Source organism: Bacillus sp. VT 712, assembly GCF_001614195.1.
Classification (GTDB): domain Bacteria; phylum Bacillota; class Bacilli; order Bacillales; family Bacillaceae_H; genus Priestia; species Priestia flexa.
Genome location: NZ_LWBK01000010.1, coordinates 76,023 through 101,161 on the forward strand (window position 1 = coordinate 76,023; position 25,139 = coordinate 101,161).

Sequence of the window (25,139 nt, forward strand, 5' to 3'; positions counted from 1 at the left end):
TGGCAATATTGAGGCTATCTTGATTTTGTTTTTTCACTTTCAGATTCCCGAGACTGTGTCAAGCAGTTCGTTCATAAACTGAACAATGGAGGTGAGAGTTAAATGAAGAAAAAACTTTTGCTGCTATTTGTTCCACTGCTGTTGCTTTTATCCGCCTGCCTCAACGACCCCGTTCAAGACGATTTATTAAACTATTCAAATACTGAAATCCCCAAGGTCAGTGAACTAGAAATACAGGCGGTTGAAGCATATGACAGCGTATCCGGAGCTAACTACACAGATGATTTTACGATGTATGATACGCTTGTGGATGAAGTCATTCCACAATATCGTGAATTTATTGAAGAACTTGAAAAAATCGAAGTAGAAACAGATGAGCTACGGGCGCTCCATGAAGATTATATTAAAGCTGCCAATACTCAGTATAACGCTTTTGCAAAAATTGTTAGCGCTCTTGAAAAACAGGACCCTGAATTAATTGTCGAAGCTAATGTGATGTTAGATGAAGCGAGAAAAGGAATGCGTAAATATGCAAGTGATATTAAAAAACTTGCCAAAGAGCATAAGGTTACGTTTGAGAAGGGTGAAGGGCTATAAAAGTGAAATTAAAATCAGGTGCACGCACCTGATTTTATTTCGCAACCCGAAAAAGATTGACAAACGTATCATAAAATTCTATATTTATATACCTGTAGACAGGTTTGAGAATTAATGATATACCATTCAATCTTGATTAAATATGCTATTTTGTAAGGAGATAAAGATGACTACCACTACTATTACTACAAATGAAGAACATTCAATCTTAGAGCCAAAACCATTTAAAGAATCTGTCGTCATTCCTTTTTGGAGCTTGACAATCATGCTTGTAGTAATGAACACTACAATGTTTAACGTTGCTCTTCCTAAAGTATCCACAGAATTTGCTTTAACATCTTCAACCTCTGCTTGGATTATTACTGGCTATTCTGTTGTTTTTGCAATTGCAACAATTACATATAGTCGACTATCCGACTTCATTCCGATTAGACAGCTGCTAACGACTGGCTTAACGCTGCTAGGGATTGCTTCAATTATTGGCTTTGTGTCGAACAACTTTACAATGCTGTTATTTGCCCGCGTTCTTCAAGCTGCAGGAGCAGCAGCAGTACCTGGACTAGCAATGATTTTAATCACGCGCTATATCCCGAAATCCAGACGTGGTAAATCAATGTCTATGATTTCTTCTGCTGCGTCACTTGGATTTGGTCTTGGTCCTGTTATTGGAGGAGCAGTAACGCAGTATATGGGTTGGAACTTTCTATTCATCGTAACAGGGTTAGTTTTAATTTTCATCCCATTATTTCATAAGGTTTTACCTGCTGAAGATAAAAAGAAAGTTTATTTTGACATTCTAGGTGGTATCCTAACAGCAGCGGGTGTGACCGGCTTTTTACTATTTCTAACTTCCTATTCTTTATTATTACTAGCGGTCGGTATTGTAGCCATTATTTTATTAAGCATTCGTATCCGCAAGCATAACCATCCATTTATTGAGCCCAAGCTTTTTCAAAGTAAAGGCTATTTACTATTAAATGGTATCGGTTTTGCAGCATACATGACTCACTTTGCCACTCTTTTTATTATGCCGTTATTATTGGTACAAGTTTTCCAAAAAAGCTCTGCTGAAATTGGATTACTCATTTTCCCAGGTGCAATTCTATCAGCCATTGCTTCTCGTTTTATTGGTAAAATTATTGATCAGTTCGGAAACAAAGTATTAATTCGATTTGGCCACTTATTTTTAGCTATTGCAGCTTTACTTTTTACCTTTTTCAGCACTGTATCACCTACAGCCATTTTATTTATGTATATGTTTATGAGCATTGGTTTCACATCCCTTACGTCTAGCGTAGCAAACGAAATCTCACGCATGCTACCTTCAGATAGTATTGGCACAGGAATGGGCTTTTCACAACTTTCTCAGTTCGTTGGTGGAGCTACCGGCGTAGCTTTAACAGGAGTAGCAATCGTTTGGCAAAAAAGCTTACCAATCGAATCAATGTTTCAAAATTTATTTATTGGCATGACCGTATTAATTGTCGTATCATTTATGTTATTTTTAGGATATAAACGCTTTGAAGCAGAAACGTCTGAAGACTAACTTAACATACAAAGGAAGGGATTATCCGTGAACGGTACATTATCACTCCAGCCTCTCGAAGCTTCGTTTTATAATCAACCAACGTTATCTTTAGCACAATCCCTTCTCGGTTGCCTGCTTATTCACGAAACAAGCGAAGGTACTACTTCTGGGTTTATCGTTGAAACAGAAGCCTATATGGGACCTGAAGATCGTGCTGCACATAGTTTTAATAACCGACGAACAAAACGAACCGAAGTGATGTTTGGCGCTCCTGGCAATGTGTATACCTATGTAATGCACACCCACTGCCTTGTTAATATTGTCAGCGGCCCAGTTAATAAGCCAGAAGCCGTGTTAATTCGAGCAATCGAACCTTTTAGTGGAATTGATCTTATTCAAAAGCGTCGAAAACAAGCTCTGCCTAAAAATTGGACAAACGGACCAGGTAAGTTAACAAAAGCACTTGCGATTACAATGAAGGCTTATGGACATGACATTACTAATTCTCCTCTGTATATCTCAAAAGGATTTACGCCTACAGCTATTTCATCAGGGCCAAGGATTGGCATCGATAACTCTGGTGAAGCAAAGGATTATCCTTGGCGATTTTGGATTACGAATCATCCATATGTATCAAAATAAAGAGTTTGGGACATAACAAAATGATGGCTTCTAAATGACGAACACTAGCTGTTCCCATCTCTTTAGTTTGTCTCAACACGTTCGTTCCATTGCGCTACGGCCACTCGCTTTCCGCGGGGAGGAACCTGAGCTTCCTCGCTGCGCTGCGGAATCTCCGTTTTCCCTCTCTTTCCCGCAGGAGTCGAGTGTCCTACGCTCCATTCCACCCTGTTTCCAACATTGTTTTCACAACCAAAAAACCCTGAACGATTAAAAGTTATGAACTCTCAATCGTTCAGGTATAGTAAGGACTGAACTACTTATGTCTCAGTCTCTTTATTTATACCCACCACATTTGTGAAGGCTGCTCTTCAATTAAAATACTTTGAAGGTTTGTTACGGCACGCTTAAACCCTTCATTAATTGACATAATCGGGTCTTCATGCTCTATGCTTACAACATAATCATAACCATACGTACGTAAAGCGCTCATCATATCCGACCATTCTGTTAAGCTATGTCCACATCCTACTGAACGGAACGTCCATGCACGAGAGCGAACTTCACCATAAGGCTGCATATCTGTTAATCCATACATATTAATGTTTTCTTGATCCAAATACGTATCTTTTGCATGGAAGTGATGAATCGCATTTTCTTTAGCCAGAATTTTAATGGCTGCAACAGGATCAATTCCTTGCCACCACAAATGACTTGGGTCTAAGTTTGCACCGATTGCATCGCATGTTTCTTCACGTAGCTTTAATAATGTATACGGTGTATGTACTAAAAATCCACCGTGAAGCTCCAAACCAATTTTCACATTGTTCTCTTGTGCATAAGCGCCTACTTCTTTCCAATAAGGAATTAATTTTTCTTCCCACTGCCACTTTAAAACATCACCATACTCATTTGGCCAAGGCGTAACGGGCCAGTTTGGATATTTCGCCCCCTCATGATCACCTGCTGTCCCTGAAAAACAATTTACAACTGGGACATCCAATAGCGAAGCTAGTTTAATCGTTTTTAATAGCGTTTCATGAGATTCTTTTGCAAAATTAACCTCTGGTGAGATTGGGTTTCCATGACAACTAAATGCGCTAATCGTTAATCCACGATTTGTAATTTGATTTTTATATGCTGTTCGTGCGGCTTCATCTTCTAACAGCTCATCTAATGGACAATGATTGTTTCCAGGATAGCCTCCTGTTCCAATTTCCACTGCATGAAGCCCAGCTGCTTTGACAGTATCAAGCATTTCTTCAAATGATTTATCTGCAAATAATACGGTAAATACCCCTAGTTTCACCTTGTTTTCCCCCTTTTTCACTTCTTACTACTATTATAAATAGCATCGATGATTGCTGATGTTTGAAGCGCTTCTTCCGGCTTTACAACGAGATCCTCTTTACCTTTACAAGCATTAATAAAATTGTTCGCTTGTAATAAGCTAAAGTTTTCTTCCCCATCTATCCAAGCTGCTTGGCTATTTAACAACATGCCATTTTTGGATGTATATAATTCAAACGGGAATACATTGATGCCTCCATTAACACCAGAGATGCTTACATGCTCTTCGTCATCTGGTATGTTAGCTGACCAAGATGTTTCAAGTAACAAAGATGCACCGTTATCAAATTTGACATAGGCTGTGACGTGGTCATCTACTTCAAACGTTTCGTGATTAAACGTACCCCACTGATTTAGCTGGTTGGGTGAACGGCTTAAGTCGTTATACGTAGATCCCACTACTTCTGTATGGCTTGGATTCCCCATTAGCCATACAGCTAAGTCAAGAAGATGACAGCCGTAGTCGATTAAGCTCCCTCCACCTTGCAGCTCTTTATTAGTAAACACGCCCCATCCTGGTACCTTTCGGCGTCTCATTGCTCGTACTCGCGCAACAAGTGGTTTCCCCACTTCGTCCATGCTTTTTTTAGCCGCCTGTGCTTCCTGCATGAATCGATAATGATAGGCAATTGCTAACACTTTATCTGCTTTCTTCGCTTCTTGAATCATCTGCTCACATTCAGCTTTCGATAAGGCCATTGGCTTTTCACATAGCACATGAACACCAGCTTTTAACGCTTCTACTGCGTATTCAGCATGGAATTTATTCGGTGTACAAATGCAAACAGCATCGACTTCTGCAAACATGTCTTTGTAATCAATAAATACATGTGGAATATTATGCTCATTTGCTACTTCCGTTGCACGCTCAGCGTTAATATCACTTACAGCCACAATCTCACACTCATCCTGTAGCTGTTTAAATGCGGGAATGTGGCGGCCTACTGCAATGCCGCCCACTCCAATAATTCCTACTTTCACAGCTGTCACCTCATTACACTTGCTTAATTTGTTTTGTTTCACTTGACTCAAGAGCAGCCAAAATAACAGCTAATGACTTAAATCCTTCTTCGCCGGAAACCGGTGTTTCGGTATCGTTAATGATTGCATCCACAAATTTTTCAACAACGTGAGAGTTGCTTTGACCACCATCATCATTTGATTGAATTTTTCCTAACTCGTACTTCACAACTTCCCCAGTTGTGTATTGAACTACTAATGAATAGTTTGGATCATCTTCTAGGCGAAGAATTGCTTTTTCGCCATAAATGATTGTTGAATTATCTTCTTTGCTTGTGTACGCCCAGCTTGCTGCTAGCGTACCCACAATACCGCTTTCTGTTTTTAGTACGCACACAGCATTATCATCTACGTCGCCAAAGTCTTTTGCAGTTGTTTCGACAAATGCACCAACTTCAACGATTTCTTCTCCTAAAATGTAGCGAAGCAAGTCAGTTTTGTGAACACCTAAATCTCCCATCGCTCCAATAAATGCTTCTTCTTTTCTAAAGAACCAGCTGTCTTTACCATCTACGCTCCAACCTTCTGGACCACCGTGTCCGAAAGCTGTACGGAAGCTATAGATCCTTCCAACTTCGCCGTTTTCAATTAATTGGCGTGCTTTTTGATGAGATGCTACAAAGCGTTGATTATGAGCAATCATAAGCTTTTTGTTGTTGGCTTTAGCCGCTTCAATCATTGCTTCAGCTGATTCTTTTGACGTTGCCATTGGCTTTTCGCACAAAACATGTACTCCGCTGTTTAATGCTACAACCGAGATAGGAGCATGCAGGTAGTTCGGTGTACAAACGCTAACTGCATCTACCGTTCCACTTGCCAACAGCTCTTCATAACTTGTATAAGCCTTTACGCCGTATTCACTTGCTACTTTATTGACACGCTCTTCGTTAATATCGCAAACTGCTACTAACTCTACATCTTTGTTCATTTTATATTCTGGTAGATGGCGATACTGAGCAATACTTCCACAGCCGATAACCGCTACTTTTAATTTCTCCATTATTCTTCTCCCCTTTAATTCTTTAGTTTTTCACCGTAATTTTTTCAAGTGGCTGAGCGTTTCCGTATACTGGACGCTTGCGATCAACAGGCTTCGCCCAATTTACAGCGTTTACAATTACACGTTGGATATCTTTATGGTGGTAAGTTGGGTATGTTTCATGTCCTGGTCGGAAGTAAAATACCTTCCCATTTCCACGCTTATACGTGCAGCCACTGCGGAAGACTTCTCCGCCTTCAAACCAACTTGTGAAAACAAGTTCATCTGGAGCTGGGATATCAAAGTGCTCTCCATACATTTCTTCACGCTCAAGTTCAATAAATTCTGAAATACCTTCTGCAATTGGGTGAGAAGGATCTATAACCCATAAACGCTCTTTTTCATCTGCTTCACGCCATTTTAAATCACAGCTTGTTCCCATTAATGTTTTAAAGATTTTTGAAAAATGCCCCGAATGTAAGACGATTAGTCCCATACCATCCAACACGCGTTGCTGTACTTTTTGGACAATCTCATCAGATACTTCTTCATGAGCTAAATGTCCCCACCATACAAGCACATCAGTATTTTCAAGAACTTCATCAGTTAATCCATGCTCAGGCTCATCCAGCGTAGCTGTTGCAGTTGCATAGCCAGCTTCTTGTAAAAATGAAGCGATGGCGCCGTGAATTCCTTCCGGATAAACTTCTCTTACAACTGGATTTTTTTGTTCGTGACGATTCTCATTCCATACCGTTACTTTTGTCATTTTTATATCCCCTTTGTCATCATTAACTTTTAGTGAACCGATTAACTTACCACTTACCCTTTCTTTTTAGCCGTGGACTCTCGATGAATAAGCTCCGTCGACAGTCGAATATGCTGAAGTGCAGTAGTGTCATTTTCAATTGCTTGAATGATTGCTGTGGCAGCCACCGATCCTTTATTAAATACATCTTGACGTACCGTAGTTAAGCTAGGTGTAGCATAACTACTAAACGTTAAATCATCAAATCCCACAATTGAATAGTCTTCTGGTATGCGCTTACCTTCCTCTTGTAGCGCTTTCATTATTCCTAATGCTAGCGTATCAGATGAAGCAAAGAATGCAGACATAGAATGTGGACGTGATAATAACTCTTTTCCCATCCTGTATCCATTTTCAAATGAACTATCTAACGCTTCGAATACATGTGATTTGCACGGCTTGATTCCCGCTGCTTTGAGCGCTTTTTCGTAGCCAATAAACCGCTTATAGTCGATGGGGCTATTTGTCATTCGGTGCGCAATGAAACCAATCGCACTGTGCCCTAGATCAATTAAATGTTTCGTAGCCTGGTAGCCACCTTCCTCGTCGTTCATCGTAATATGATTGAAATAACGCTCGTACTTATCGTATGTATCCACTAACACGATAGGCTTGGATAACGCTTTCATCTCTTCGTATAAACGATTTGGAAATACCCCTAAAAATAAGAGGCCATCTACGTTTCGCTTCCGAATCCATTTCATACATTCACTTGGGCTTTGCACACCTGAAATGAGTAAATCATATCCATTTTTACGAAGTACGTATTCGATTCCACTAATCATTTCACTTTGATAGTGATTATCTTTAAACATCGTAACAAGGGAATCGTTCACTAACGGAAACATAACCGCAATGACATTTGATTTCCGCTTTGATAAGCTTACTGCGGTTAGATTTGGTTCATATTCAAGATCTTTAACCGCTTTCAAAATTCGCTGCTTTGTTTCATCTGATACTTTGTTAATACCATTTAACACATAAGATACAGCTGCGGGAGAAACTCCTGCGTGCTTTGCAACATCTCGAATCGTTATTTTCCCATTCATATACCCACTCCAGTTAAACGGTTAACTAGTTACACGCTCATTATAAGTCACCTTAAATTTCAAGTCAATCCTCTTTTTTAAAAATAAGAATGGTTCTTTACACTTAGCAGACCTTTACGGACAGTTACTCTTCTTCTTTATCTCACTCTATTAAAGTGAAAAGCTGACTGTTCGTTAAGGATGTGTACATTTATTACGATTATTGTTAAATTTATTTAATATCTTCCTAGACTGGTATGTTTTCATTAATGACAAGACACCTCATATGCTGTTACTCTTTAGAACGTGCACGCTAAAACACTACACATCGGAGGTTATAAAACTATGTGGAAAAAGTTAGCTATTATTGGTGCTTTAACAGTATCTATGCTCGGATTAGGGCATTCAGCAAGCGCAGCGGAAACAACGCATCGCGTAGACAGCGGCGAGTCCCTTTATAAAATTGGGATGGAATATGGTGTCTCTATTAAAGATTTAAAAGCTGAAAACAACAAAGAAACTGACGCACTTGCAATCAATGAAACACTAAAAATCCCAAGCTCAATTAGCAGTACAGACAAAGATCTATTAGCTCGCATTATACATGCAGAAGCAAAAGGAGAGCCTTACGCTGGAAAGGTTGCCGTTGCGACTGTTATCTTAAACCGTGTCGATGATGATGCGTTCCCAAATTCTATTCGTGAAGTCATTTACCAAAAAGGCCAGTTTGAACCTGTAAGCAATGGTGAAATTAACAAGCCAGCTGATGCTGAAGCGAAAAAAGCAGTAAACGAAGCGTTAGCATTACATGGGGGAGGTAGCGGTTCTCTCTTCTTCTTTAACCCTTCAAAAACAGATAATCAATGGTTACGTCAAAAAGAAGTCACTACTACAATCGGTGATCATGTTTTTGCAAAATAACAAATGAAAAAAGCACTCCTTTTGGAGTGCTTTTTTACCTAGTAGGCACTAGCTAAATTAAATAAAACCACAATAATAATGAATGGCAAAATATATTTAACTAGGATAAACCACGTTGAAAATAACCTTTCAGATTTTGGGCTTCCCGTTTTAAATTCTTCAAACACGTGCTCTTTTTTCATTTTCCATGTAATAAAAATAGCGATTAAAAGACTTCCAATGGGAAGCATTAAGTTACTTACAAAGAAATCTGCTGTGTCAAAGATGTTTCTACCAAACACCGTGATGTGCTTTAAGACACCAAATGACAGCGCTGAAGGCAACCCAACAAGAAAGACAATAGCTCCTGCTAACACTGCAGATTTTGGACGCTTCTCCTGCTTTTCTTTTGTAAGAGCCGCCACAATAATTTCTAAAAGTGAAAAAGATGAAGTTAACGTTGCAAATAAAAATAACAGCAAAAATAGTGCTAAAAATACAGGGCCGAATGGTACTTGCTCAAACACTTGCGGCAATACAACAAAAAGCAATCCTGGCCCTTCTGTTGGTTCCATGCCTAATGCAAATACGGCAGGAAAAATAGCTAACCCAGCGAGAAGTGATACAACCAGATTTAAAACAGAGATGGAACCGGCAGATTTTGTTAAGCTTATATCTTTTCCTAAATAAGAACTATAAGTAACCATGCAAGATAAACCTACGCATAGAGAAAAGAAAGACTGCCCTAATGCGTACAAAACAGATGTACCTGTAATGGCACTAAAATCAGGCTTCAAAAAGAACTCTATACCTTCCATTGCCCCATCTAGCGTTAACGAACGAACAACGATAATTAAAAAACAAATAAATAACAAAGGCATCATATATTTGTTTGTACGCTCAATCCCTTTTTGAACTCCTCTTGATACAACATATACATTAATAATCAAAAATAAAGCCTGAGCTCCAATTACTAGATAAGGCTCTGCAATAACCGTATTAAAAAGTGCACCATACTCTTTTCCAGTAAGTAGTCCACTAAGACTCATAATGGTATAAAGAATAATCCATCCGCCTACAACGCTGTAAAAAGACAACAAGACCAGACAGCTGATAACGCCTACTCGTCCAATCCAAACCCAAGCTGTGTTGGGGGCAATTGCTTTATATGCACTAATCGCTTCTTTTCCAGTATGCCTACCAATAATAAATTCCGCTAACAACAACGGTAACCCGATAAAGAGCGTAAACAGTACAAACAATAAAAAGAATGCTCCTCCACCGCTTGTCCCAGTCACATAGGGAAATTTCCAAATGGCACCAAGACCGATCGCAGCACCTGCAGATGCTAATACGAATCCTAAACGTGAAGACCACTGATTTGCTTTACTCATATAACCAAATTCTCTCCTCTTCTATACTCATCTGAATAGTACTTTATCATATATTGAAGAGAAAATCATTCTCTATTGCATTTTTTCAAGAAAAACACTGCTTGTTTCGTTTTCTTACAATAACTTTTTTGTTCTAGCTATTCGCGAAAAGAAGACTCGTCACCATCATATGCTTCTTGATTCGAAATAATTTCAATATGCAAGTGTCCTGCTTTTTCTAATCGAAGGACCTCTCTTTCCGCTTCTGCATAATCTTTACATGTAATTTGACTGTACTCCATATTTTCTTTATCTGTATAAGCTACTAAATACGTCATTTTTAAGCTCCTCTTTTACTTTATTACTTATGATATAGCCTTGAATGAATCCCTTTAAACATCCAAGACTATTTTTTTCTTCTTCACATATTTATATATAAAATCCGTTTGGTGTAAAGGAGGGTACAGAATGGCTTTTATTTTATCTTTTATTCCCATTGTTGTCCCTTTTGGCATATTGATTTGCTTAATCGGTTTCACATCTTCTTTATTAGAGGATCGTAACGAAAAAAAGAAACCCTAGCAATCGCTAGGATTTCTTCACTTTCGATAATTACGAATGAGCTGAACAATGATATTAAGTACCAATATTACGACTACAACCCAAACTGTTGTTACAATCCCTGAGTATGCGCTTTGCTTAACAGAAATTGCAATAAAAGCCCATATGAATACGAGTGAGTATGCGATATCTCTGTTTTTTCTTGTAAACAAAACGCCTAATATTCCGCCCACTACAAGCATAATGATTGCCCACGTCTGTTCACCTAAACCAAACAGCGTTTCGATTCCATTAGCTTGGAATACAACAAAGACATTAACAATTGTTGCTACGGATACCCAGCCAATATAAATAGAAATCGGCAGCCTCATAAACCATGTTGTCATTCTGGAATTTTGAATGATGGAGTAAATAATCATTAGCGTTACTAAGAATAGAACGATGACGAGTAAAGCAAGAGTAAAGTAACGATATTGAAAGATAAAAATCCATGCACTATTTAGTAAACAACTAATGAAGAACCAAATACCAATTTTCGCATAGATTTCTTTTTGATCTTCTCTCGCAATAAATTGACGAATAATCCAGATAATTAGAAGCGTATAAATTAGGCCCCATATCGCAAACGCATAGCCTGCTGGCGTAAATAGTGTTGGTACGCTATCAGATACTTCACCTGTAGTTTGACCACCTATTGGTAAAGCGTTCGCTAAATAGTTTACGATTAACACAAGAACTAAACCAATCGCATTTAAGATACTATAAAAACGAAAATTTGCCATACTATTTCTCCTTTCCTGTAGATGTAAATATAGTTGTTCTAGCTAAAAAGATAAAATAGTAGCTTCTCTTCATTAATACCTCGTCTGACTTAAATTTATGCACTCGTTAACAATTTTCTTAGAATAGGCCTTTTGACTCCTAAAAAAACAACAACTCAGCCTTAGACTGAGTTGTTATTTTGAATTTGCTTCTATACTTCTTGATTGACTGGATGATTTCTTTTCGTTTTTAACCCATCCTCTTAACATGGCAAATAAATAAATAGCTATGCTTGCTCCAATTGTAATAAGCACAAACAACCAATGCTGGCTCGTTGCAATCATTAATGGAGCAAATGTAATAAGGAGAATCTCTACCGGCGCAATCGGTATATATGCCAACGCGTAATCATCGAGTGTTTTACTTTTGCTTTCAGGATCCGCGATACGCAATAGTGCGATTCCCATTGCCGTTGTTCCTGTAATCCATCCCCAAGTAAAAATTCCTCGTTCAAACCAAATTGGACCAAAGAACTTGCCAGAAAGAACTCGGAATACAAACCATGCAAACAACAGACCGAATAATAATAACAGTGCAAAAGGTACAATATAGCTTGCTACCGCTGATAAACTAATAGAAGCAATACCAAACGCAACTAAGAAGTCTGTTGCACTTCCACTAATTCTGTTCATTACATCTGCATTAATATACTGATCGCTATTCGTTTTCTTCATAATACCTTTAATAGCTAAACCTACAAGAAAAGCTAGTGAAAAAGCCGGTATTGTTACTGAAGGCAATAACGTTTGACCTAGCTCACTTAAATAGTAGCCACCTAATGCGATAATTGTCACTAAAGCCACATGTAAGACAAGTGGATCAACAGCAATCGATGATACCGTATCCATTTTTGTAGAAGTGCGCTTTTCAGGGGGGATTAATCCTGTTCTTAATTCTCGTGGTAAGTCTTCAAATCTTGCAAGATAATTTGTTTCACCTTTTTTCGAATAATATTTAATGAACGCCAACCCTACTACGATTGAGCAAATAACACCAATTGTTGCTGATGTCATCGCTAGCGATAATCCTTCTTCCCATCCTTGCTTTGCAAACGCATCTCCGACAGCAGCCGCTGTTCCATGTCCACCGATAAATCCTGCTGCTAATAACAAGCCAAATCCTAAGTTTAAATCTCCCCAAACGTTATTTAATAGCAGCAATGAAAATAGTAAACCGACGCCCCACATTGCTAGCATAATCATTTGAGAATACGACCACATACTACCTACGCGACCCGCTATTTCTTTAAACTTTACACTTTGAGTTGCAATTGGAATTGCACCAAAAATAACCGCGATTAGAATACCTGGATAAGTTCCAATTTGATCAGTGAATGGAATGAGGCCAATACCGTTTGGCCCTAATGCTAAACCCAATATTCCGGCAATAATACTCGCAGGTAAAAATAAGTTTTGTACCCACCTGACCTTTGCTCGAATAATGGTACCAGCCACTAATAACAGTGAGATGAAACCAAGATCCACAAATAAATCCCATGCTGATAGATTCATTAAACAACCTCCTTAAAAAATATAATTCCTACTAAATTGACAGGACTAATTTATATTAAACTAGGCAAACTGAAAAGGCCATTTAGCTTCAGCTAAATACCTCTTCAATTTGTAGCTTAATTCTTTAATTGAGCTTGTTTAAACGTAACGAACTTACAATTATTATAGCATGATAGCACAGCCTTTGCACATTCCGACAAGATTCGTGACAATTTTCTCATTTTTTCATTAACTACTTCAATCGTTTAGTTACTAGTTTCATATGTAATTTATCTCATTTATTTTTTTAAAATATCACTATTCAAACTACTACTTTCCATTACTTTTGAACCGTTTTTTCTAAACTTTTGTATAATTCTTTTTTTTATGTTAAATTGAATAAGAATAAAATGAAAGAATCCACTAGGGGTGCCGTTTGGCTGAGACAAGGAATCTTGATCCCTTTGAACCTGATCTGGCTTATACCAGCGTAGGAAAGTGGTACGGCGTTGTCGTGTAATACACCAACAACTGTCTTTACCACTCCATATAATGGGGTGTTTTTTTGTTATTGCCTACATTTATAAGTGCATTCCTTGTGGATTCAATTAGGGAGGAATATCAATTGTCATTTTCAGCTCAATTACGCAAAGAAGCAGCTTACATTTACGATTCCATCTTTCAACATCCATTTGTTGCAGGTATTAAGGAAGGAAAAGTTCCAAAAGAAGCTTTAATTCATTATGTGTCACAGGATTATGAATATTTAACTGCTTTTGTTCGCATATACGGTGCGGCGTTAACAAAATGTAGTACCCGTGATGAAATGGAAGTGTTTAATAACGGTATTTCAATTGTTTTACATAGTGAAGTCCATCCTCATAATAATTTTTGTAAAGTAGCTGGCATTCGTTATGAAGATATGAAGCATCAGCCCTTAGCACCAACAGCAAATCATTATATTAGCCACATGATGACGGTCGCACATACAGGGACACTAGGTGAAATTATTGCTGTGCTACTGCCATGTCCATGGACATACGTTGAAATTGGCGAGCGTATTGCAGGCGAAGTGAACTTAACACCGGATCACCCTTTTTACGAATGGATTTCCTTTTATACCAATGGAGAAATGAAAGAAACGACAAAATGGTTTTGTGACAAATTAGATGAGTTAGCAGAAAAAGCTTCAGCTGAGGAACGTAGACGTATGAAAGAGCATTTTATCAAAAGTTGCGAACTTGAGTATCTATTTTGGGACATGGCCTACAAACAAGAGCAATGGCCTCTATCTCAAACCATCGTGCACTCATAACAAACAGGGCTTCTTATAAAGAAGCCCTTTCGTTTGACGTTATTTCAAAAACTTTTTAATCGTTTTTAGACTTTGGTTATCAGACGGATACTTAAAGGCAAAATCAAACTTTGTTGTTTGCTTCAGCACGCTTTTAAAGTGTGAAAACGTTTTAAAGCTTGCCTCACCGTGATATTGACCGATTCCACTCTCTCCAACTCCTCCAAATGGCAGGTGCGGCGTTGCCAGGTGCATAATCGTATCGTTAATGCACCCTCCCCCAAATGAAACCGTGTTAATAATTTGCTGCTGAACCTCTTCACTTTCTGAAAACAAATATAGAGCTAGCGGCTTTGCTTTTTGATGAACTGCACTTACGACCTCATCTACACTTTCATATTCAATAAGAGGTAAAATTGGACCGAAAATTTCGTCTTGCATAACGCTTGAATCCCATTTTACTTCGTCTAAGACGGTTGGAGCAATCTGGAGCGTTTCTTCATTATAATTACCGCCAATTACAACTTTTCCATCTTGTAAAAACTCAATTAAACGATCGAAGTGTCTCTCACTGACAATTCTGCCATAACGCCCGCTTGTGAGTACATCTTCGCCATAAAACTGCGTTACCGCTTTCTGTAGCTGTGCAATAAGCTGAACCTTTACGTCTTTATGAACTAGCAAGTAGTCTGGAGCAACGCATGTTTGACCAGCATTCATACTTTTACCAAACATGATGCGCTTAGCCGCAAGTTCAACATTTGCATCTCTATGCACAATACAAGGGCTCTTACCTCCTAGCTCTAACGTGACTGGAATGAGCTGCTTTCCTGCTTCTTGCATAATGACTTTTCCAACGTTGACGCTTCCTGTAAAGAAAATATAATCCAGCGGTTGCTTCAATAAGATTTGAGTCGTTTCCACAGCTCCTTCTATAACTGTAACAAACGAAGGGTCAAACGTTTTGGCAAGCAATTCTTCCATTACCCTTGAAACATTAGGCGTCAGTTCCGACGGCTTAATAATTGCTGTATTGCCCGCTGCAATAGCGCCAATTAATGGTGAAATAGCTAGTTGAAACGGGTAGTTCCACGGTGCAATAATGAGCGTCACTCCGTAAGGTTCCGGGATGATATATCCTTTTGAACCAATATGAGTCATGACTGTCTTTGCTTTTTTAGACTTCATCCAGCCGTCTAAATGCTTTAGCGTAAAGCGAATTTCTTCTAACAAAATGCCAATCTCAGAAGCATACGCTTCTATTTCTGATTTGTTTAAATCTTTTTTCAACGCCTCCATAATTACTTCTTCATTGGATTTAATCATGGATTGCAAATCCTTTAGTGCCTGCACTCGCACGGCTTTGGACTTTGTCTTTTGTTCATAGAAGTACCGCTTTTGCTTTTCGACAATATTGCTGATAATGTTCTCATCTGTAACGTAATACTCACTATGCTTCATTTCTTCACCTCTTTGATCATAAACATTCTTTTTCAATTGTTGAAATTAATTCCTTTAATAGCCCTACCGCATCTTCTAATGCGAGTGAATAATAACGCTGCGTTCCTTTTTGCTCAATACTTACAAGCTTTTGGTCACGTAATATTTTTAAGTGATGAGAAACTGCTGGTCGAGAGAGGGTTGATTCTTTTGCGATTTCATTGACCGTTAGCGGTTCCTTTTCTGCTAATAATAAAATAATGTCCTGTCTCGCTGAATCGCTTAGTGCTTGAAAAACAGGAATACTGGATCGAAATAATTCCACTGCGCGTGTACTCATGCTACCTATCCTCTCTTACTTAACTTCTTGCATACTTCTTACAACTTTTGTAATAAGCTTACGTGGGAAAAACCTCGGCAGCATAGTTGCTACTTTAAACTTTGCTCCAAGTATAATAATCGTTTTCCCTCTCATGAATTGTTCATAACCTACTTTCGCTACATCTTCCACATGGAGAGCCCCTGATTCAAATAATTTTGAGCCACTTAAATTAGCTCGGTCACTAAAGCCCGTCTTAGTAGGCCCTGGGCAAAGCGCACTAATGGTTATATTAGTATCTTTCAACTCATTCTCCAACGCTTCAGTAAACGATAAAACATAGGCCTTTGTTGCATAGTAAACAGCCATCAATGGTCCAGGTAAAAAAGAAGCTACTGATGCAATGTTAAGAATTCGCCCTTGGTTACGCTCCACCATTTCTGGTAAGAATAGCTTCGTTAAATACGTGAGCGTTTTTATATTTAAGTCAATCATATCTGCTTCTTCAGCCCAAGATGTCTCGATAAATGTACCATATAAACCGAAGCCAGCATTGTTGACTAGAAACTGAACCGTAATACGTTGTTGCTTTATTTCATCGTAAAGCTTTAACGCCTCTTTTTGTTTAGAAAGATCTTTTATACTAATTAAAACAGAAATTGAATAGTTATTTTCAAGCTCTTTCTTTAACTCTTCCAACTTTTCTTTACTACGTGCTACTAATACGAGTGAATAGCCATCTTCCGCAAAATGATATGCCAATTGTCTTCCAATTCCACCTGACGCACCTGTAATCAAAGCATATCCTTTTTCCATTTAAAACAGCCCTTGCGTTTATATGTTTAAAAACTTAAACATTTGAACATATCTTATCGAACTTAGTTTATACTGTCAACTTTTTATACATACGAGCATTTTACAAATTTCTCTTTTTGTTTACATAAAAGGCTAATGTCGTCTAGTTTTGACAACCTTTGTCACCTAGCAGGAAAAATTAGTTAGATATGGTGAATACAACATACAACGAAAATCAAGCTAATACATACTTTTTATTAGGAAAGAATTAGAGGAGGAAAAAAAATGACTGAAATTTATACAATTAAAGCTGTATGTGACCGCCTAGATATAGATCGTCGCACATTAAAAGGGTGGGAAAGTTCCTTACAGGGTTATTTATATATTGAGAGAAGAGATGGAGCACGTGTATATACTGAGGACAAAATTGAGTTGCTCAGTGATATTAACCAGCTATTTGCGGAAAACTGCACCTTAGATGAAGTGAAAGAATACATACAGCTAGTGAGCCAAGAAACGCAGACGGTCTATGAAGAAGCTGCTCCTACAGTTGACGAAGTGTCGTCTGCAGAGACGAACGAAGATGTAGAGTCAAAATCCCTTGAGAAACCTGAAGACAGAATTGAGGAAATAGATGAAAAGAAAACTCACCCGCCTATTGAAGAACCAATTACTGAAGAGAAAGCGAACGTGTCTAATGAAGAGCTACTAAACAAACAAAGTCATCTTCATGCTAATGAATCAGAACCCGTCTCTTCTAATGACGTTATCGTACAAGAACGAGAAATATTGCAAGGAGAACTTGTAGAAGCGGTGCGACGCTACGAGGATGTTTTTGAAGTATTAAATTCATTTAAAGATGATTTATTAAAAGAAATGCGTGAAGGAATGCGTAACGAAGTACGTGAAGAAATTGTTGGTGAAGTAAAAAAAGAGCTTGAAAAAAGCGCTAATCAAACGTACGAAATGGTTGAAACGGTGGGAGCTGTTATCTCTGAGTCTTCAGAACGTAACGCTAAAGAAGTCGAGAATATGTCTAAGAAAATTCTCCGTGCCAATGAAAAAGCATTAGATGAAATCTCGTCCATTATGGATGAACAGTCTCATACCGCAGAGCAAAGCGCTGAAGAAATGAAATTGTATATGAAAGATATCGTAGCGAATGCCGATGAATCATCAAAAGAGATGCAATATTTACTTGATCGCTTTTCTAGCAATTCTACCGTTGCAATGAATCAAGTTAAATTTATGGTCGAAAAGCTCTCTAATTCTTCTAGCCATACGACAGAAGAACTGCGAGATTTAATTGATTCCATGAATGAAGAACGCGTTTACTATTTGAAAGAAATGGAAAAGGAAAGAAAGCTTCACCGCCAAAATGTGTCTGAGCGAGAAGAAATGTTCAATGATTTTGTTCAAACATTTCGCCAAACAGCTGCTGCTGATATGAAAAGAAAGCGAAAGTGGTGGAAGCTCTTTTTATCATAATAAGTAAAGTCCCCAGTATCATGGGGACTTTACTTATTTTACGGGTCTTACTAAAATTGTCGTAAGCTCTTTTAGGAATGCCTGTTCATTAATACCCCAAGCTATATATGATGGTTCTTTTTGTTCTTCAACTAATGTTTTAGGTCGAAAATCTGCGATACTTTGTCCTTTTGCTTCTCCACTTAACTCTACACTTACTTTACGTTGAACATATTGAATAAGCTCATCGTTAACTAAAGCCATTAACGGAACGATATCATGTATAGGCGTTCCTTGTATACCAGGCCATTGCTTTTTATAGGCTTCAAAATAATAAGTATAAATTGGTAATATTAGAGGTTGAAATGGGTTTTGACTGGTTGATGATATTTTTTGAATCGTTTCCGGCTTTACAATAACCTTATGAGTAACGTTTAATGGATACACTCGCACCTTTTCTGCTCGTTCCATAACTACATTAGCCGCAATAGAATCACCATGAAAGTTAGCTTCTGCAACAGGCGTAACATTTCCTGGCACCATAAAAGCGCCACCCATTATAAAAAATTCATTTACATATTCATTTAATACATCCCCATGAAGTACAAATAACATAGCTAATTCCGTTAGACGTCCCGTAGCAATCACCGTAATATTCCCTTTATACGTTTCAATTAACTCGAATGATTTACTAAATGACTCCACCGGTAACGCAAAGGATGGAGGAACATTAATTGGCCCTAAAGTTTCTCCATGTATCTCAGGATAAAAAACAGAGATTTCACCTGTGATTGGTCCTTTAGCCCCTTCTATAATTGGAATATCTTTACGATTTGCTAACGTTAAAACATAAGAAGTATTTAAAATCGCATCTTCTTTTGATACATTTCCATATCCGCTCACAATCCCTACTACGTTAATATTAGGATGTAAAAGAGCATACATAAGCGCCAAGGCATCATCAATACCTGGGTCCATAAACAACAAGACGTTAATCTCTTCTCGCAAAGCACCACCTCCCATTTTTTAACACACCTTATATAGTATATTTATGTTCAGTGATGCTTTGAAATACATGATACCCGCTTACAGATGCTCCGATCGTTCCTGCACCAGGGAAAATCGTATCTCCACAGAGCCATGCCCTTAACACCCGAGCGATGGGAAAGACTGTTAAACAGAGCATTCTCTAACGTTTGAGGAAATCCTCCTACGCCCCCTTGAGCTCTGGATGTGAAACGTTCCTACGCCACCGGTCCACCTGAAATTTGATGAATGGCAGATTCAATATGTGGAATGACTGTTTTTATTCCTTCAATCATTTTTGTTTCCATCACTGTTTTTTAGCATCGTAAGCTTCTTTTGTTTGCCACTTGTTTAGCTCAATATGAGTTGAAGCTGTAATCGTTCGATAGCCTTTTGGTGCACGCTTTTCATCATTTGGATGGGAGATGGAAACAAAAATGTGTTCAGCTTCTGTCATATCTCCTTGCTCTGATAGAAGAATTTGCTGAAATAAAGAAAGATTATTCGGTAAATCTTCTTCTTTGACAGCCAAATACATCGTATATGTACCCCACTGCGGTAATTTCGCTTTTGCTCTCAGCTTTGGGGTTAGCTTCATATATACGTCTTCATCTAGTATTGTGCCTAAGTTTTGAACCGGCACATTGCACACAACATGAAAAGCATCATAGGAATTATCACGATGGTCATGGATAATCCACCGATTGTCCTTTCTTTCTATTCGTACTGCTTCTCTTCCTTTTATTGCTTTTCCTCCATGATTTTCAATGTACGTCTGAAGTCTTTCTGCAACTTGATACAGTCCTCCCTTTACATAAAACGCTCCTTCGCGACTTTTACTTTTTAACGTTTTATTTCGTAATGACGCCGCAAATAACGCGGTCGCCAGAGTTCCCTGCAGGGTCCGTTTCATAATCATCTGGCCCTGCATGAATAACGAGGGATGAACCGTCAACATCTAGTAATGAATTAGGCTTTCCTTCCGCTAGCGTTACAAGTGAAGCGAAAGTCTCTGCGTTAATTTTCCCGCGCTTATCTGCTTCTAAATTAGGAAGATCACCACCGTGAGGACCTTTCGGGTTTTTAAATCCATGCTTACGATCATAGGGATTAAAGTGTCCACCTGCGGTTTTGAAATCTGGAACTTCACATTTACCAATTTCGTGAATATGAAAACCATGTCTACCTGGAATTAGCCCTTCTGCTTCGACTTTAATACGAACTCCATTTTTCTCTTCTGTAAAGGTTGCTTTCCCTACTTTTGCCCCTTTTGTATCCATTAATTCTACCGTTAATGGCGCAACTGATTCCTTATTTACTTCTGTAGCTGGTTGGTACTCATCCTGGGAATGTTGTTGACCTTGTCCTAACCCACAGGCAGCTAACAGTAAGAAAACTGCGCTGACACAGCATTTCATTAAGATTGTTTTCATTATTAATTCCTCCTTTAGCTTTCATATCATCATCCTTTCACATTTCATAGGTTTTTAGACGTCAAAAAAAGAGCGCGGGACAGGACGAAATAATTCCTTTTCAAATCAAAGAAGAACCATTACTTTTTTATAATGGTTGGGTTGTAGGAACAAGTTCGTTCCATTGCGCCCCACTCTTTTTTTAAATTGTTTTCTGAACCAACAAAAAATCCGAACGATTGAGAGTTAACTCTCAATCGTTCGGATAGATCACTAACTGAGATATTTATGTCTCAGCATCTTTTTTCTATTTGTTAATAATGTATTTTTTTTCAGTTCCATCAGCAAAGCGCACTTCTAATTCAAATGATTCATAATCACTATTTAAATTAAATACTTTTACTACTTCTTTGACAACATCTTTTTCAGGTGTATTCTGGTCAAACGTTAATTTTTCAAACTTAGATGATAGCTCTTCAAAAGCCTCATTGCCTTTTAAATGCTTATCATTTGCTTCATCGTCAATTTTTGCTTCCATATCATCTTTTTCATTTTCGTATTCTACTTCATAGTCATTGTTTAAACCTTCATACTCTACATCCAAATCGAACTTCGAGAAGTTAAACGCCCTATTTTGATCATTTTCGCTGTTTGTTGATTGTTGCTCTACGTTGTCTTCAACCGGAGCTTCTGGTGGTGGAGATTCCACTTCATCATTATTACATGCAGCTAAACCTAATAGAGCAGCGAACGATACAGAAAGAACAGATACTTTTTTCAACATAAAAAACGCCTCCTTAAATATACGACTACTATTCGTATACCCAACGGAGACGTTTATTATACGCATACTAGTAAATTACTTTACGCTTGAATATGAAATGCTGTACATTTTATTAAAATAAGTGTTGTACAATGCCTGTACTGCTTTTTCAAGTGCATCAGCCTTTACTCCAAACATCATGCTTACTTCTGAAGAGCCTTGGTTAATCATTTCTAAATTCACGCCTGCTTTGGCAAATGCTTCTGTAGCCTTAGCCGCAATTCCAACAGAACTGTTCATTCCTTCTCCTACTACCATTACTAGCGCTAAATTTCGTTCAATTGAAATGTTATCTACTTCCAACTCTGTTTGAATACGATCAAGTACCCGCTCTTCTACTTCCGGCGTTAGCTGATGTTCACGCATAACGACTGAAATGTTATCGATTCCGGACGGCGTATGCTCGTATGAAATCCCTTCATCTTCTAAAATTTGCAGAAGCCGTCTGCCAAATCCGATTTCACGATTTAACAAATATTTATCGACATGAATATTGCAGAAGCCTTTATCACCTGCAATGCCTACGACAGGTTGTTCGCCAACTTTTCGCTTAGAGACAATAAATGTTCCCTTTGCCTTGGGATTGTTTGTATTCTTGACGCATACCGGAATCCCGGATTTAAAGACAGGTTCAAGCGCTTCGTCATGGAAAACAGAAAAGCCTGCATAAGACAATTCGCGCATTTCTCGGTACGTCACTTCTTTCATTTCACAAGGTTTTTCAACAAGTCTTGGATCTACGCTATAAATTGCATCTACATCTGTGAAGTTTTCATATAAGTCTGCTTTAACACCAGCAGCAACAATAGAACCTGTAATATCAGAACCACCTCTTGAAAACGTCACAATATTGCCTTGTTCAGAGTAACCAAAGAAGCCCGGGATAACTAAAATGCCTTCACGCTCTTTCAACTTTGGTAACTCTTCATAAGAAAGCTCTAAAATTCTTGCTCGACCTGGCTCATCTGATACAAAAATACCCGCTTCTTTAGGATTTACATACGAAGCTTCTTCTCCTAAATGCTGTAGATATGCAGCCATTAATCTTGCATTATTATCTTCACCACTTGCTTTCAAACAATCTAATAAGCGGAATGGGTCATTTTTATGTAAAGAAATTAATGAGTCAATGTTATCAATGATTTCCGTGATAATCTCTTCAGACATTTCTAACTCAGTCACAATTTCTCGATAACGATCAATGACTTTGCCAAACTCTTCTACGTAATCTTCACCTAGCTGAATTTTCCCAGCCAACGCAATTAATAAGTCTGTCATTTTTGTGTCATCAGCATATCGCTTTCCTGGTGCAGATACAACAATCATTTTTCTCTCTTTGTCTGCTTGAATGATTTGTGCAACTTGTTTAAATTTCGCTGCGCTTGCAACTGAACTCCCGCCGAATTTCGAAACCTTCATGTTTGAGACACTTCCTTACCTGTTTTTAATATTCAACTATTGTAACATAATCTGTCTGACAAAAAAGCTTTCTGTCTAATTTTTCTAACAATTCTTCGAATATTAAATCTATTGTACTTCCAAAAAGAACAAATGTCTATAATATAAATACAAACCTCCTGCTTTTTACAGGAGGTTTTAACTTTTAAACTACTTTTTTCTTTTTCAATACTCCAACAAGTAGAGCTGTTACAACTGCACCGATAATGATAGCTAGTGCGTATAAGAATGGGTTACCCTCTACTACACCAATTACGAAAATACCACCGTGAGGAGCTGGTAAACCAATACCAAATACCATTGTTAAGGCACCTGCTACTGCTGCACCAATAACCGCTGCTGGAATTACGCGACCTGGATCTGCTGCTGCGAATGGAATAGCTCCTTCTGTAATAAATGAAGCTCCCAGCGCGTAACATGTTTTTCCTGCTTCACGTTCTTGCTGTGTAAATCTATTTTTGAAGATTGTTGTTGCTAACGCTAAGCCTAATGGAGGTACCATACCACCAGCCATAATTGCAGCGTGTGGACCAAAGTTTCCTGCATCAATCATTGCAATACCAAACGTAAATGCTGCTTTGTTGATTGGGCCACCCATATCAACGGCCATCATACCTGCTAAAATAATTCCTAATAATACTAAGTTACCTGTTTCAAACCCACTCAACCACTGTGTTAATCCATCATTGATTGCTTTAACTGGATCGATAATGACATAAAGCATAATCATTCCGGTAATGAATATCCCGAATAATGGGTACAAAAGAACTGGCTTAATACCATCTAATGCCTGTGGTAAACGACTGAACAATTTTTTCAATCCAAGTATGATATAACCTGCTAAGAAACCTGCGATTAGCCCACCTAAGAAACCTGCTTGACCAGTAGAAGCCATTAAACCTCCGACCATACCTGGTGCTAAACCTGGACGATCGGCAATACTCATCGCGATGAAACCAGCTAATACTGGAATCATTAAACCAAATGCGTTACCGCCACCAATTGTATTTAATGCTGCTGCAAACGCATTATAGGTTGGATCATCGGGTTTGACTGCATCAATACCAAACATGAATGAGATGGCAATTAAAATCCCGCCTCCTACTACGAATGGAAGCATTGCAGATACACCGCTCATTAAGTGTTTATAAAACCCTTTACGTTCTGAACTTCCAGAAGAACCACTCTCAGATTTACCACCGTCACCGCTATAAACAGGTGCATCTCCTTTAAGCGCTCGATTAATTAACTCTTCTGGTTTACGAATCCCTTGTGCTACTGGTACTTGTATGACCTTTTTACCAGCAAAGCGAGCCATTTCAACCTGTTTGTCAGCCGCTACGATAATTGCTGTTGCTTTTTCGATTTCTTCAGCTGTTAATGCGTTCTTAATACCACTTGAACCGTTTGTTTCAACTTTAATCGTAACGTTCATTTCTTTTGCTTTTGCTTTTAAACTATCTGCTGCCATATAAGTATGAGCGATACCTGTTGGGCACGCCGTAACTGCTAAAACTAGCTCATCGTCCGACTTTGTATCAACTTCTTCTGGCTGTTCATTCTCTGTTTCTTTATCATCAATTAACTGGATAACTTCATCAATTGACGCAGCATTTAATAATGACTGACGAAAATCTATATCCATTAATAACGTTGATAAGCGTGATAGCGTTTCTAAGTGAGCATTATTTGCTCCTTCACTTGCCGCAATCATAAAGAATAAGTGTGCCGGCTGACCATCAAGCGATTCATAGTCAAGCCCTTCTTTTGAACGCCCAAATGCAATTGCTGGCATCTTTACCGAGCTTGTCTTTGCATGTGGAATGGCAATCCCTTCACCAATTCCCGTTGTGCTTTGTGATTCACGGTTTAAAATTGCTTGCTTATATCCTTCACGATCGTTTAAACGACCTGCTTCATCCAATTTGCCAACTAACTCATCAATAACATCTGATTTTGATGAACTTTGTAGATCAAGAATGATTGTGTCTTTTTTCAATAGCTCTGTAATTCTCATTCTCGGCTCCC

The 25,139-nt window shown here is 38.3% G+C and carries 24 protein-coding genes and 1 riboswitch; of the genes, 6 read left to right on the forward strand and 18 right to left on the reverse strand.

The genetic code is table 11. The features are described 5' to 3' along the window. The first annotated feature begins 102 nt into the window (after nucleotides 1–102). The 3 genes from A2U94_RS06500 (at nucleotide 103) to A2U94_RS06510 (ending at nucleotide 2,767) form a co-directional block, all read left to right on the forward strand. Entirely contained in the window at nucleotides 103–597 is a 495-nt protein-coding gene (locus A2U94_RS06500; protein WP_025910536.1) for a hypothetical protein, read from the forward strand. Nucleotides 598–763: 166 nt separating this feature from the next. Then, nucleotides 764–2,143, forward strand: a complete 1,380-nt coding sequence (locus tag A2U94_RS06505) for an MFS transporter (protein WP_025910537.1) — start codon at nucleotides 764–766, stop codon at nucleotides 2,141–2,143. A 27-nt stretch (nucleotides 2,144–2,170) separates the two neighbouring features. Beyond that, nucleotides 2,171–2,767 carry a DNA-3-methyladenine glycosylase gene (locus A2U94_RS06510; RefSeq protein WP_025910538.1) on the forward strand — a complete coding sequence of 199 codons (597 nt, stop codon included), beginning with the start codon at nucleotides 2,171–2,173 and terminating at the stop codon, nucleotides 2,765–2,767. Nucleotides 2,768–3,086: 319 nt separating this feature from the next. Here the strand turns inward: A2U94_RS06510 and A2U94_RS06515 are convergent, their stop codons facing one another. Genes A2U94_RS06515 through A2U94_RS06535 form a run of 5 tightly spaced genes read right to left on the reverse strand, consistent with a single transcriptional unit; the run spans nucleotide 3,087 to nucleotide 7,952 of the window. Then, nucleotides 3,087–4,055, reverse strand: coding sequence for a sugar phosphate isomerase/epimerase family protein (locus tag A2U94_RS06515; RefSeq protein ID WP_025910540.1), 969 nt, complete (start codon nucleotides 4,053–4,055; stop codon nucleotides 3,087–3,089). Nucleotides 4,056–4,072: 17 nt separating this feature from the next. Further along, a complete protein-coding gene (locus A2U94_RS06520) occupies nucleotides 4,073–5,077 on the reverse strand; it encodes a Gfo/Idh/MocA family protein (protein WP_025910542.1) in 1,005 nt (334 codons plus the stop codon). A 13-nt stretch (nucleotides 5,078–5,090) separates the two neighbouring features. Continuing rightward, nucleotides 5,091–6,116 carry a Gfo/Idh/MocA family protein gene (locus A2U94_RS06525; protein ID WP_025910544.1) on the reverse strand — a complete coding sequence of 342 codons (1,026 nt, stop codon included), beginning with the start codon at nucleotides 6,114–6,116 and terminating at the stop codon, nucleotides 5,091–5,093. A 22-nt stretch (nucleotides 6,117–6,138) separates the two neighbouring features. Further along, complete coding sequence (locus tag A2U94_RS06530) at nucleotides 6,139–6,864, reverse strand: ThuA domain-containing protein (RefSeq protein ID WP_025910546.1); 726 nt, start codon at nucleotides 6,862–6,864, stop codon at nucleotides 6,139–6,141. Nucleotides 6,865–6,917: 53 nt separating this feature from the next. Then, nucleotides 6,918–7,952: a LacI family DNA-binding transcriptional regulator gene (locus tag A2U94_RS06535; protein WP_025910548.1), complete on the reverse strand. Its 1,035-nt coding sequence runs from the start codon at nucleotides 7,950–7,952 to the stop codon at nucleotides 6,918–6,920. A gap of 324 nt (nucleotides 7,953–8,276) precedes the next feature. On the opposite strand from A2U94_RS06535, the gene A2U94_RS06540 reads away from it, so the two are divergent. Then, entirely contained in the window at nucleotides 8,277–8,852 is a 576-nt protein-coding gene (locus A2U94_RS06540; RefSeq protein WP_025910005.1) for a cell wall hydrolase, read from the forward strand. A 38-nt stretch (nucleotides 8,853–8,890) separates the two neighbouring features. On the opposite strand, the gene A2U94_RS06545 is transcribed toward A2U94_RS06540, so the two are convergent. The 4 genes from A2U94_RS06545 to A2U94_RS06560 form a co-directional block, all read right to left on the reverse strand. Next, nucleotides 8,891–10,225 (reverse strand): sodium-dependent transporter, encoded by a 1,335-nt coding sequence (locus A2U94_RS06545; RefSeq protein WP_025908855.1) that lies wholly within the window; start codon nucleotides 10,223–10,225, stop codon nucleotides 8,891–8,893. Nucleotides 10,226–10,362: 137 nt separating this feature from the next. Continuing rightward, nucleotides 10,363–10,542: a hypothetical protein gene (locus A2U94_RS06550; protein ID WP_025908856.1), complete on the reverse strand. Its 180-nt coding sequence runs from the start codon at nucleotides 10,540–10,542 to the stop codon at nucleotides 10,363–10,365. A 261-nt stretch (nucleotides 10,543–10,803) separates the two neighbouring features. Then, nucleotides 10,804–11,547 (reverse strand): TspO/MBR family protein, encoded by a 744-nt coding sequence (locus tag A2U94_RS06555; protein ID WP_025908857.1) that lies wholly within the window; start codon nucleotides 11,545–11,547, stop codon nucleotides 10,804–10,806. Between the two features lie 174 nt (nucleotides 11,548–11,721). Then, the gene (locus tag A2U94_RS06560; RefSeq protein WP_025910620.1) at nucleotides 11,722–13,098 is read right to left on the reverse strand and encodes a sodium/glutamate symporter; all 1,377 of its coding nucleotides are present in this window, start codon (nucleotides 13,096–13,098) and stop codon (nucleotides 11,722–11,724) included. Between the two features lie 394 nt (nucleotides 13,099–13,492). Further along, a riboswitch (TPP riboswitch) is annotated at nucleotides 13,493–13,591 on the forward strand. Between the two features lie 111 nt (nucleotides 13,592–13,702). Here A2U94_RS06560 and tenA point away from each other — a divergent pair. Next, on the forward strand, nucleotides 13,703–14,392 hold the full coding sequence (tenA, locus tag A2U94_RS06565) for a thiaminase II (RefSeq protein ID WP_062686490.1): 690 nt from the start codon (nucleotides 13,703–13,705) through the stop codon (nucleotides 14,390–14,392). Nucleotides 14,393–14,431: 39 nt separating this feature from the next. On the opposite strand, the gene A2U94_RS06570 is transcribed toward tenA, so the two are convergent. From A2U94_RS06570 to A2U94_RS06580, 3 genes are read right to left on the reverse strand one after another with little or no spacing between them, the layout of a single operon-like run. Continuing rightward, nucleotides 14,432–15,832 carry an aldehyde dehydrogenase gene (locus tag A2U94_RS06570; protein WP_035321082.1) on the reverse strand — a complete coding sequence of 467 codons (1,401 nt, stop codon included), beginning with the start codon at nucleotides 15,830–15,832 and terminating at the stop codon, nucleotides 14,432–14,434. Between the two features lie 16 nt (nucleotides 15,833–15,848). Continuing rightward, nucleotides 15,849–16,151, reverse strand: coding sequence for an ArsR/SmtB family transcription factor (locus A2U94_RS06575; RefSeq protein WP_025910749.1), 303 nt, complete (start codon nucleotides 16,149–16,151; stop codon nucleotides 15,849–15,851). Between the two features lie 15 nt (nucleotides 16,152–16,166). Further along, nucleotides 16,167–16,946, reverse strand: a complete 780-nt coding sequence (locus A2U94_RS06580) for an SDR family NAD(P)-dependent oxidoreductase (protein WP_025910750.1) — start codon at nucleotides 16,944–16,946, stop codon at nucleotides 16,167–16,169. A gap of 264 nt (nucleotides 16,947–17,210) precedes the next feature. On the opposite strand from A2U94_RS06580, the gene A2U94_RS06585 reads away from it, so the two are divergent. Continuing rightward, nucleotides 17,211–18,413 (forward strand): MerR family transcriptional regulator, encoded by a 1,203-nt coding sequence (locus tag A2U94_RS06585; protein ID WP_062954481.1) that lies wholly within the window; start codon nucleotides 17,211–17,213, stop codon nucleotides 18,411–18,413. A 33-nt stretch (nucleotides 18,414–18,446) separates the two neighbouring features. Here the strand turns inward: A2U94_RS06585 and A2U94_RS06590 are convergent, their stop codons facing one another. From A2U94_RS06590 to A2U94_RS06615, 6 genes are all read right to left on the reverse strand, one after another. Next, the gene (locus tag A2U94_RS06590) at nucleotides 18,447–19,415 is read right to left on the reverse strand and encodes a nucleoside hydrolase (RefSeq protein ID WP_025910753.1); all 969 of its coding nucleotides are present in this window, start codon (nucleotides 19,413–19,415) and stop codon (nucleotides 18,447–18,449) included. A gap of 310 nt (nucleotides 19,416–19,725) precedes the next feature. Further along, the gene (locus A2U94_RS21455; RefSeq protein WP_025910755.1) at nucleotides 19,726–20,337 is read right to left on the reverse strand and encodes an FAD-dependent oxidoreductase; all 612 of its coding nucleotides are present in this window, start codon (nucleotides 20,335–20,337) and stop codon (nucleotides 19,726–19,728) included. Beyond that, complete coding sequence (locus tag A2U94_RS06600) at nucleotides 20,270–20,851, reverse strand: superoxide dismutase family protein (RefSeq protein WP_025910756.1); 582 nt, start codon at nucleotides 20,849–20,851, stop codon at nucleotides 20,270–20,272. The genes A2U94_RS21455 and A2U94_RS06600 overlap by 68 nt, the downstream gene beginning before the upstream one ends. Nucleotides 20,852–21,137: 286 nt before the next feature. After that, entirely contained in the window at nucleotides 21,138–21,614 is a 477-nt protein-coding gene (locus tag A2U94_RS06605) for a YusW family protein (RefSeq protein ID WP_025910758.1), read from the reverse strand. A gap of 75 nt (nucleotides 21,615–21,689) precedes the next feature. Then, on the reverse strand, nucleotides 21,690–23,072 hold the full coding sequence (locus tag A2U94_RS06610; protein WP_025910759.1) for an aspartate kinase: 1,383 nt from the start codon (nucleotides 23,070–23,072) through the stop codon (nucleotides 21,690–21,692). Nucleotides 23,073–23,256: 184 nt separating this feature from the next. Continuing rightward, a complete protein-coding gene (locus A2U94_RS06615; protein ID WP_025910760.1) occupies nucleotides 23,257–25,128 on the reverse strand; it encodes a PTS fructose transporter subunit IIABC in 1,872 nt (623 codons plus the stop codon). Between the last annotated feature and the right edge of the window lie 11 nt (nucleotides 25,129–25,139).